The 10,447-nt window shown below is 59.7% G+C and carries 12 protein-coding genes; all 12 read right to left on the minus strand.

Features of this window, described 5'->3' with window-relative positions:
- Window positions 1–664 (minus strand): YbgF trimerization domain-containing protein (locus D8U60_RS25980; protein WP_130901288.1); only part of this gene is annotated, 664 nt, incomplete at its 3' end.
- Window positions 665–670: 6 nt separating this feature from the next.
- Entirely contained in the window at window positions 671–1,168 is a 498-nt protein-coding gene (pal, locus tag D8U60_RS25985) for a peptidoglycan-associated lipoprotein Pal (RefSeq protein ID WP_003178634.1), read from the minus strand.
- A 52-nt stretch (window positions 1,169–1,220) separates the two neighbouring features.
- Window positions 1,221–2,501, minus strand: a complete 1,281-nt coding sequence (gene tolB / locus D8U60_RS25990; RefSeq protein WP_016773506.1) for a Tol-Pal system beta propeller repeat protein TolB — start codon at window positions 2,499–2,501, stop codon at window positions 1,221–1,223.
- A 17-nt stretch (window positions 2,502–2,518) separates the two neighbouring features.
- The gene (gene tolA, locus D8U60_RS25995; protein WP_016773505.1) at window positions 2,519–3,595 is read right to left on the minus strand and encodes a cell envelope integrity protein TolA; all 1,077 of its coding nucleotides are present in this window, start codon (window positions 3,593–3,595) and stop codon (window positions 2,519–2,521) included.
- Entirely contained in the window at window positions 3,595–4,047 is a 453-nt protein-coding gene (gene tolR, locus D8U60_RS26000; RefSeq protein ID WP_160767866.1) for a protein TolR, read from the minus strand. The genes tolA and tolR overlap by 1 nt, the downstream gene beginning before the upstream one ends.
- Before the next feature lie 23 nt (window positions 4,048–4,070).
- Window positions 4,071–4,766: a protein TolQ gene (gene tolQ / locus D8U60_RS26005; RefSeq protein WP_008080223.1), complete on the minus strand. Its 696-nt coding sequence runs from the start codon at window positions 4,764–4,766 to the stop codon at window positions 4,071–4,073.
- Window positions 4,756–5,223 (minus strand): tol-pal system-associated acyl-CoA thioesterase, encoded by a 468-nt coding sequence (ybgC, locus tag D8U60_RS26010; RefSeq protein ID WP_016773503.1) that lies wholly within the window; start codon window positions 5,221–5,223, stop codon window positions 4,756–4,758. The genes tolQ and ybgC overlap by 11 nt, the downstream gene beginning before the upstream one ends.
- Before the next feature lie 127 nt (window positions 5,224–5,350).
- Window positions 5,351–6,412 (minus strand): Holliday junction branch migration DNA helicase RuvB, encoded by a 1,062-nt coding sequence (gene ruvB, locus D8U60_RS26015; protein WP_024014087.1) that lies wholly within the window; start codon window positions 6,410–6,412, stop codon window positions 5,351–5,353.
- Window positions 6,413–7,021 (minus strand): Holliday junction branch migration protein RuvA, encoded by a 609-nt coding sequence (gene ruvA, locus D8U60_RS26020; RefSeq protein WP_024014088.1) that lies wholly within the window; start codon window positions 7,019–7,021, stop codon window positions 6,413–6,415.
- Window positions 7,022–7,135: 114 nt separating this feature from the next.
- The gene (ruvC, locus tag D8U60_RS26025; RefSeq protein WP_016773501.1) at window positions 7,136–7,663 is read right to left on the minus strand and encodes a crossover junction endodeoxyribonuclease RuvC; all 528 of its coding nucleotides are present in this window, start codon (window positions 7,661–7,663) and stop codon (window positions 7,136–7,138) included.
- A gap of 157 nt (window positions 7,664–7,820) precedes the next feature.
- Window positions 7,821–8,567: a YebC/PmpR family DNA-binding transcriptional regulator gene (locus D8U60_RS26030; protein ID WP_024014089.1), complete on the minus strand. Its 747-nt coding sequence runs from the start codon at window positions 8,565–8,567 to the stop codon at window positions 7,821–7,823.
- Between the two features lie 119 nt (window positions 8,568–8,686).
- Window positions 8,687–10,447, minus strand: a 1,761-nt coding sequence (gene aspS, locus D8U60_RS26035) for an aspartate--tRNA ligase (RefSeq protein WP_130901289.1), incomplete at its 5' end; no start/stop codon positions are given.

Genomic DNA, 10,447 nt, shown 5'->3' on the forward strand with positions numbered 1-10,447 from the left:
CCTTGGCAAAGGCCTGACCTGCACCTTGCAGATCACCCTTGGCCAGGTTCACTTCGCCCAACCAGTACTGGGCGTTGCCCGCGTACTGGCTGTTGGGATATTTGCGCAGGAAAGCGGCGAAGGCCTGGCTGGCCTTGTCGAAATCCTTGGATTTGATCAGGTCGAAAGCGGCATCGTAATACAGCTTTTCCTTGGCCGGATCAGCCGGTTCGCTACCCGCGGCAGGGGCCTGGGCTGCCGCAGCAGCACCCGCGCCTGCGGCAGCACCGGCAGCAGCACTTGCATCGCCACCGGCAGAAGAATTCTCGGGAGTCGCGGCTGGTGCAACGCCGGATCCTATGCGCCGATCAAGATCCTGGTATCGCTCCAGGGATTCCTGCTTCATGCGCGAAACCTGATTCTGCAGTTCTTCGATCACGCCCTGTTGGCGCGAGATCTGATCCTGCATCTGTTGCAATTGGTTGAACAGCATGCCTTGTGCCGAGGCAGGGGCCGAAGCCGCTCCCCCGGCATAGGCGCCGTTCGTACCGTAACCCGCAGGCGGATAACTGCTCCCGCTATTGTTATAACCGGAGTTGTCATCGACCACAGGAACCGCAGCCCACGCCGCAAGCGGCGCGAGGCTGAGAGCCAGAACAGTTACAGCACGACGGCACGTTCGCATATCGAATTACTTACGCAGTTCGACGCGACGGTTCTGGGCCCAGGACTGCTCGTCGTTGCCGGTAGCAACTGGACGCTCTTCGCCGTAGGAAACCAGTTCCAGCTGAGCTGGGGAAACACCTTGCAGTACCAGGTAGCGCTGAACGGCTTTCGCACGACGCTCGCCCAGTGCCATGTTGTACTCACGAGTACCACGTTCGTCGGTGTTGCCTTCCAGAACAACGCGAGCGCCGTTTGCTTTCAGGTCTTTGGCGTGAACGTCCAGAGCGCGCATGGCTTCTGGCTTCAGGTCCGAGCTGTCGTATTCGAAGTAGAAGGTGGTGATTGCGCGCAGAGCAGCTTCTTCGCTCAGGGAACCGTCAACGGCACCAGTGTTTGCGCCGTAACCAGCGTTTGGATCAACAGCGCCTTCACCGGCGTTGTCGCCGCCTTTGGACGAGCAACCTACAGCTACAGCCATGGCCAGAGCCAGCGCAGCAAATTTACCAAACTTCAGCATTTCCATCGTGAAACTCCTAATGAACCCCAGTGTGTTAAGTAAAACGTGTAGCGCCCGCTCACTTCAGGTAAGGGGACCAGGACGGTTCTCTGACTTCGCCTTGAGCGGTAGGAAGCGGGAGCCTCACGCGCCCATTAATGGACACGAGCATCAAGACTCCCCGGCCCTGTTGGCGGGTGGCGTAGATTACCATGGTGCCGTTGGGCGCAACAGTAGGTGACTCGTCCAGAGTGCTATCAGTGAGGATCTTTACACTACCCCGCTGCAGATCCTGAGCTGCCACCTTGAAATTGGTGAAGCCATCCTGACGATGGATCATCACCAAAGTCTTTTCATCAGCCGAAAGTTTCGGGTTGGCGTTGTAGTTGCCCACGAACGTCACACGCTCGGCACCACCGCCACCGACGCTGGTTTTATAGATTTGCGGCTTGCCGCCACGGTCCGAGGTGAAATAGATGGTCGAGCCATCCTTGCCCCAGAACGGTTCGGTATTGATGCCCTGGCCATTGGTTACGCGGCTGATCTGACGCGAACCGAGGTTCATTACGTAGATGTCCGGGTTACCGTCTTTCGACAGCACGAACGCCAGGCGATTGCCGTCCGGCGACCAGGCTGGCGCGCCGTTGAGGCCTTCGAAGTTGGTGATCTGCTCACGGCGACCGGTGTCGATGTTCTGCATGAAGATACGCGGACGCTTCTGCTCGAACGACACGTAGGCGATACGCTTGCCGTCCGGTGCAAAACGCGGCGACAGAATCGGCTCGCGCGATTGCAGCAGAGTCACTGCGCGGGCGCCGTCATAGTCGGAGCGTTGCAGGGTGTAACGGGTGTTCTTCTCGGAAAAACGCTCGGCCGTTACGTAAAGCAGACGCGTCGAGAAGGCACCTTCAATGCCGGTCAGCTTCTGGAACGACTGATCGGAGATGAAGTGCGCCATGTCACGGATCTGGTCGGTCGTACCGGACACACTGCCGTCAGCCACTTTCTGTTCGGTGGCGACGTTGAACAGTGCCCACTGCACCTGCAGGCGACCGCCCGCTGGAGCGATGCTGCCGACCATCATGTACTGAGCACCCACCGCTTTCCAGTCACGGAAGATGATTTCGCTCGGCTGGCTTGGCTGGCTGATCATGTTGGCTTTCGGAATCGGCGAGTAATAGCCCGAGTTGCGCAAGTCGTTGCCAATGATTTCAGCCATGTCATCCGGCAGCACGGCGCCGCCCTGCATGCCGAACGGTACGACGGCGATCGGAGTAGCCCGATCGCTGCCGCTGGTGACCAGAATGTTCTTTTCATCTGCCGCCGCGATCCCTGCCATGCAGCAGATCACGACCAGCATTCCTCGAAGAAGGTTTCTCACAAGGCTAGATCCTCAGGTGTGAATGTCATCTTGAATGAACGATACGGAGCGAAATCGCTCGGCTTCATTCCCTGCATTTCTGTCAAACGTCCAATATTCTTCACTGCCGCGACTGCCGAAGCATCGAACGGACCGTCACCGCTGGACTTGGCCACGCTGACCGAAGTCACCGTGCCGTCCGGCAACATGCCGATTTGCAGCACGACCGTCATGCCTTTGCGCGCCGAAGGAGGACGAGCCCAGCCTTCTGCTGCGCGAGCGCGAATCAGGTCATCGAAACTGCCGGCAACCTCGTCACCCTGCTCATCGGCCAGGGCCTGCTGACGCTGCGGCGTGTCGGAAAGCAGATCTGCCAGGGCCTGGGCCTTTTTGTCTTCGGCAGATTTGCGTGCCGCTTCCTGCGCTTTCTTCTTCGCAGCATCGGCAGCAGCTTTCTTCTTCGCGTCTTCGGCGACTTTCTTCTTCGCCTCTTCAGCTTCAGCTTTCTTCTTGGCGTCTTCGGCGGCTTTCTTCTTCGCGTCTTCGACGATCTTCTTCTTGGCTTCTTCGGCAGCGGCTTTCTTCGCCTCTTCCTCAGCAGCCTTCTTCGCTTCGTCTTCGGCCTTCTTCTTGGCTATATCAGCCAATTGTTTCTCTTCGGCCTTTTTCGCTTCGGCTTTCTTCGCGTCGTCGGCTTTCTTGGCTTCATCAGCCTTTTTCGCTTCGTCCGCTTTCTTCGCCTCGTCGGCCTTCTTGGCTTCCTCGGCCTTTTGAGCCGCTTCCTCTTTCTTTTGTTCCGCCGCTTTCACCGCTTCCTGCTCGATCTTTTTCTGTTCCATCTGTTCGACTTCGGTCTGGCGCGCGGCGGATTTCTTCGCCTCACCCGCAATCTTCTGATTGGTCTGGGTGGTCGCCTGACTTTTCGATTTCAGCTGGTACAGAGTCGCCTGGACGATCGGCTTGGCCGGCGGCAGTTCGGGCGTGAAGGCAAAACTGACGAACAGCATGCCGAACACCAGCACGTGCAGGACGATTGCCAGAACACTAGGCCAGAAGTAGCTTTCCGAGGCGGACGGCTCTCGCTGTTGCTGCATCAGGGGGCCTCGGTAATCAGACCAACGTTACCGACCCCGGCTTTCTGCAACCCGCCCATGGCGCCCATGACGGCGCCGTAGTCGACAGTCTTGTCACCACGAATGAACACCTGGGTGCGTTTGCCGCCCTCGGTGCCGGCGCGAATGATCTTGGTCACCGCGTCAGTCATCTGTGGCAGGGTCATGGCCCTGTCCTGTTGCTTCTCGGTGTCGACTTCGCTGCCAAGGTTCCAGTAGTAGGTCTTGTCAGCCTTGATCGAAATGGTCAGGACCTGGGTGTTGTTGTCCTGCGGCAAGGCTTCGCTGGAAACCTTGGGCAGATCAACTTTCACGCCCTGATTGAGCATCGGCGCGGTCACCATGAAGATGACCAGCAGCACCAACATCACGTCGATGTAGGGCACCACGTTCATCTCGGCGACCGGCTTGCGCTTTTTGCGAGCTCGAGCGATTAAAGCCATCGGGAAATACCTGCTTATTCTTCGCTGGTGTGCACTTTGCGGTGCAGGATCGCCTGGAATTCATCGGCGAAGGTGTAGTAGCGGCCCAGCAAGGTTTCGCTGCGCGCAGCAAAACGGTTGTAAGCGATGACCGCCGGGATCGCAGCGAACAGGCCGATCGCGGTGGCGATCAGGGCTTCGGCGATACCCGGAGCAACGGTGGCGAGGGTCGCTTGCTGAGCGCTGGCCAGACCGCGGAAGGAGTTCATGATCCCCCACACGGTACCGAACAGACCGATGTACGGGCTGACCGAACCGACGGTGGCGAGGAACGGCAGGCTCTGCTCGAGTTTCTCTTCTTCGCGCGAGATGGCCACGCGCATCGCACGAGCGACACCTTCCATCACGGCTTCAGGATCGACACCTGGCTGCTGACGCAGACGGGAGAATTCCTTGAAGCCGGCACGGAAGATCTGCTCCACGCCCGAATCCGGATCAGGGTTGCTGCCGGCCTGACGGTACAGTTTGGACAGGTCGATACCCGACCAGAAGCGCTCTTCGAAGCTCTCCAGGGCGCGTCGACCGGCACGCAGCAAGTTGCTGCGCTGAAAGATCATGATCCATGAGGTCACCGATGCGGCCACCAGGGTCAACATTACCAACTGCACCACGATGCTGGCATTGCTGACCAGGCTCCACATGGAGGAATGGTCGACGACGTTAGCTTCCACGCTTTATCTCCTGCTTTGAGTGTGTACCCGGGCCGACCGCGTCGGCGAAGGCCGCACGCAGGTCTTCGGGAAGGGCCCGGGGTTTCAAACTGTCGGTGCGCACGCAGGCCACCAAAAACTGCCCTTCGCAGAGCAGCACATTATCCGTGGCCCGCCTGACCTGCTGTTTGAAGCGCAGGCTGGCACGGTTCAATTCGATTACATCAGCGCTTACCAGCAATTCGTCGTCCAGTCGCGCCGGCGCGTGGTAGCGCGCTTCGCTGGAATGCACGACGAACAACAGGTCCTCTCCGGCAAGCACAGATTGGGCAAAGCCCAGTTTCCGTAGCCGCTCGGTTCGAGCCCGTTCCATAAACTTGAGGTAATTAACGTAATACACGATGCCGCCCGCATCGGTGTCCTCGTAATAAACGCGACAACGATGTGCGAACGGCTCAAGCCCGTTTTGCGCGCGCATACTCTAGTGCTTACTCCTCAGGTTGCCAATCCGGCCAGACAACTGTTTTTCGTGGTTTCAAAGCTTTAACGCAAAAGTACCGTCGTCTGACAGTACAAACCCTGAATAAATCACCAACAAATGTGTATCAATCGTCGACGGCGTCGAGAAACTCGTCTGCCACGGGCATCTCGCCCATGCGTGACGGAACATTCAAACCGAAATGCAAATAGGCATGCCGCGTCACCACCCTGCCCCGTGGCGTGCGCATGATATAGCCCTGCTGGATCAGATACGGTTCGAGCACGTCTTCAATGGTGTGGCGTTCTTCACTGATCGCCGCCGCCAGACTGTCGATACCGACCGGGCCGCCGTCGAACTTCTCGATCATGGTCAGCAGCAGGCGTCGATCCTGATGATCGAAACCGTGCTCGTCGACATCCAGCAGGTTCAGCGCCAGATCCGCCACCGCTTTGGTGATGTGGCCCTTGGCGCGCACTTCCGCGAAATCGCGCACCCGACGCAGCAGACGGTTGGCTATTCGCGGCGTGCCACGGGCGCGACGGGCGATCTCGAACGAACCTTCCGGGTCCAGCGGCAGACCGAGAATCGCCGCCGAACGACTGACGATGGTTGCCAGATCCGCCGTGCTGTAGAACTCCAGGCGCTGGACGATACCGAAGCGGTCTCGCAACGGGTTGGTCAGCATGCCGGCGCGGGTGGTGGCGCCGACCAGAGTGAACGGCGGCAGATCCAGTTTGATCGAACGCGCCGCCGGCCCCTCGCCAATCATGATGTCGAGCTGGAAATCTTCCATCGCCGGATACAGCACTTCTTCAACGATCGGCGACAGACGATGGATTTCGTCGATGAACAACACGTCGTGCGGCTCAAGATTGGTCAGCAACGCGGCCAGATCACCCGGACGCTCCAGCACTGGCCCGGAGGTGCTCTTGATCGACACACCCATTTCCTGGGCGATGATGTTGGCCAGCGTAGTCTTGCCCAGCCCCGGAGGGCCGAAGATCAGGGTGTGATCGAGGGATTCACTGCGGCCACGGGCAGCCTGGATGAACAGCTCCATCTGCTCGCGCACGGTCGGCTGGCCAATGTAGTCGGCCAGACTGACCGGGCGGATGGCCCGATCCTGGACTTCTTCGCGCTCGCGCGGGCTGTGCGCGGCGGCGATCAGACGATCAGCTTCAATCACTTAAATCATTCCCTTCAGAGCGCGGCGGATCAGGTCTTCGCTGCTCAGGTTCTTGTCTTTGATCGCGGAAATCGCCTTGCTCGCTTCCTGCGGCTTGTAGCCCAACGAGATCAACGCACTGACCGCATCGGTCTCGGCGCTGTTGACCGGCGCCGGGCCGTCCGGCTGATTCGGCACCAGCGCGAACATCGCCGGCGAGGTTTCCCAGGCCTTGAAGCGATCTTTCAACTCCACCAGCAGACGCTCGGCGGTCTTCTTGCCAACCCCCGGCACCTTGGTCAACGCCGAAGTGTCCTGAGACTGCACGCAGCGCACCAGCTCATCGACTTCCAGGCTCGACATCAACGCCAGCGCCAGTTTCGGCCCGACGCCGTTGAGACGGATCAGCTCGCGAAAGAAGTCTCGCTCACGCTTGCCGGCAAAACCATAGAGCAATTGCGCATCTTCGCGTACGACCAAATGGGTGTGCAGGGTCAGCGGTTCACCGACCGACGGCAACCGATAAAGCGTGGTCATCGGCACTTCCACCTCATAGCCGAGGCCATTGACATCGAGAATCAGGTGCGGCGGCTGTTTCTCAGCCAGGGTGCCGCGCAAGCGTCCAATCACGTTTTGAATCCTTGAGCGCTGGCCAGCCGTGGGCTGGCGACGATTGAAGGTGGCTTGCACGCCGGCAACACAGGCACCGCAAAGCCACTTTCAGGAAAATTGATGCTGATGCTATCAGAGACGCAGGCGCCCGCCACGACTGCGTGCGGTTCCCAGCCCGTGCGGCAGCAGGCTTGAGCGCGTGTGCGCATGGCAAATGGCAATCGCGAGGGCGTCTGAGGCGTCGATCTGCGGCTTGCTGGTCAACTTGAGCATGTGCATGACCATCATCTGCACCTGCTCCTTATTGGCCGCACCGGTGCCGACCACGGCCTGTTTGACTTGCGTGGCGGTGTATTCGGCGATTTCCAGGCACTCCTCGGCGCCGGCGACGATGGCCGCGCCGCGCGCCTGACCGAGTTTCAGCGCCGAGTCGGCGTTTTTCGCCATGAACACCTTTTCGATGCCCATGGTCACCGGTCCGTAGGTCTTGATGATTTCGCGCACGCCGCGATAGACGATTTGCAGACGCTCATGCAGCTCGCCGGAGCCGGTGCGAATGCAGCCCGAGGCCACATAGATGCAGCCACCCCGCCCGGTATCGCGAACGATCCCGTAACCGGTGATGCGCGAACCGGGGTCGATACCAAGGATTAGAGTCATAAAGCCTGCAGAAAATGATGCGAAAGCTGAGGGTACATGTAGGAGCTGCCGAAGGCTGCGATCTTTGTGTTTTTAAAAGATCAAAAGATCGCAGCCTTCGGCAGCTCCTACAGAGGAAGTGTAGAGCCAGCAAAAAACTGCAACCTTTCTATTTACATCAGCCAAGCTGAGCGGCGACGTCTTCCGGGATATCCGCGTTGGAATAGACGTTCTGCACGTCATCCAGGTCCTCAAGCATGTCGATCAACTTGAGCACCTTCTCCGCACCTTCCAGATCCAGCTCAGCGCTGGTGGTTGGCTGCATGACGATTTCCGCGTCGTCGCCCTTGAACCCGGCCGCTTCCAGCGCGTTGCGCACCGCATAGAAACCGGTGAACGAGGTAAACACGTCGATCGAACCGTCTTCGTGGGTGACCACGTCATCGGCATCGGCTTCCAGCGCCGCTTCGGTCAGTGCGTCTTCATCGACACCCGGGGCGAAACTGATCTGGCCCTTGCGCTCGAACAGATAGGCCACCGAACCGTCGGTGCCGAGGTTGCCGCCACACTTGCTGAACGCATGACGCACGGCTGCGGCGGTACGGTTGCGGTTGTCGGTCATGCACTCGACCATCACCGCCACGCCGCCTGGGCCGTAACCTTCGTAGGTCAGTTCTTCAACGTTGTCCGCTTCAGTGGCACCGGCACCGCGCGCAACGGCGCGATCGATGATGTCGCGGCTCATGTTGGCGCTCAACGCCTTGTCCAGAGCCAGACGCAGACGCGGGTTGGAACCCGGATCACCGCCACCCTGACGGGCCGCAACGGTCAGTTCACGGATCCACTTGGTGAAGATCTTGCCCCTCTTGGCATCCTGACGTTCTTTGCGGTGCTTGATGTTTGCCCACTTGGAATGACCTGCCATAACTTGCTCCGAATGCTCTTTGAAACCTTGCCCGCCCCGCCGAGGCAGCGGCCGGCAATTGAAAAATTCGACCTGAGAAAGAAAAAAGGCGCATCCGAAGATGCGCCTTCAGGCCCGTCTTACTCAGCCTTTGGCGTTTCGCGCAGGCGAATATGCAGCTCGCGCAATGCCTTGGCATCCACTACGCCCGGGGCCTGCGTCATCACGTCGGCAGCACTCTGGGTTTTCGGGAAGGCGATCACTTCACGGATCGACTGGGCGCCGGTCATCAGCATCACCAGACGGTCCAGACCGAAGGCCAGACCACCGTGCGGCGGTGCACCGTACTTCAGCGCGTCGAGCAGGAAGCCGAACTTCTCTTCCTGTTCCGCTTCGTTGATGCCCAGCAGGCGGAATACCGCTTGCTGCATTTCCTTGCGGTGAATACGGATCGAACCGCCGCCCAGCTCGGTGCCGTTCAACACCATGTCGTACGCACGGGACAGTGCGCCGGCCGGGTTGGCTTCGAGTTCCTGCGGGGTGCACTTCGGTGCAGTGAACGGGTGGTGCAACGCCGAGAAGCTGCCGTCGTCGTTCTCTTCGAACATCGGGAAGTCGACGACCCACATTGGCGCCCACTCGCAGGTCAGCAGCTTGAGGTCGTGACCGAGCTTGATGCGCAGCGCGCCCAGGGCTTCGCTGACGATCTTGGCCTTGTCGGCACCGAAGAACACGATGTCGCCATCGACTGCACCAACGCGATCAAGGATCACGTTGAGCTTGTCTTCAGGGATGTTCTTCACGATCGGCGATTGCAGACCTTCAACACCGGCAGCACGCTCGTTGACCTTGATGTACGCCAGGCCCTTGGCACCGTAGATGCCGACGAACTTGGTGTAGTCGTCGATCTGCTTGCGCGGCATGCTCGCCCCGCCTGGAACGCGCAGTGCGGCGATGCGGCACTTCGGATCGTTGGCCGGGCCGCTGAAGACCTTGAATTCGACTTCCTTGAGCTGGTCGGCAACGTCGACCAGCTCCAGCGGAATACGCAGGTCCGGCTTGTCCGAACCGTAGCGGCGCATGGCTTCTTCGAAGGTCATGTGCGGGAATTCGCCGAACTCCAGGTTCAGCACTTCCTTGAACAGGTTGCGGATCATCTGCTCGGTCAGGCCCATGATCTCTTTTTCATCGAGGAAGCTGGTCTCGATGTCGATCTGGGTGAATTCCGGCTGACGGTCGGCACGCAGGTCTTCGTCACGGAAGCACTTGGCGATCTGGTAGTAACGGTCGAAGCCGGCCACCATTAGCAGTTGCTTGAACAGCTGCGGCGATTGCGGCAGGGCGAAGAACGAACCGGCGTGGGTACGGCTCGGCACCAGATAGTCACGCGCGCCTTCCGGGGTGGCCCGGGTGAGGATCGGCGTTTCGACGTCGAGGAAGCCGTTCTCGTCGAGGAAACGACGGATGCTGGTGGTCATGCGCGAACGCAGACGCAGCTTCTCGGCCATTTCCGGACGACGCAGGTCGAGGAAGCGATAGCGCAGGCGGGTTTCTTCGCCAACGTCGGAGAACTCGTTGAGCGGGAACGGCGGGGTTTCCGACTCGTTCAGCACTTCCAGTTCATAACCGAGCACTTCGATCATGCCCGACGCCATGTTGGCGTTGGTCGCACCGGCCGGACGCAGACGCACCTTGCCGGTGATCTTCACGACGTATTCGCTGCGCACGCGGTCGGCGGCGGCGAAGCTCTCGGCGCGATCCGGGTCGAACACCACCTGGGCCAGACCATCACGATCACGGATGTCGAGGAAAATCACCCCGCCGTGGTCGCGGCGACGGTGAACCCATCCGCAAAGGGTAATTTCCTGGCCTTCCAGGCTTTCGTTCAGTTGGCCGCAATA

Origin of the sequence: Pseudomonas sp. Sample_11 (assembly GCF_004307505.1) — a bacterium.
GTDB classification, from domain to species: Bacteria; Pseudomonadota; Gammaproteobacteria; order Pseudomonadales; family Pseudomonadaceae; genus Aquipseudomonas; species Aquipseudomonas atacamensis.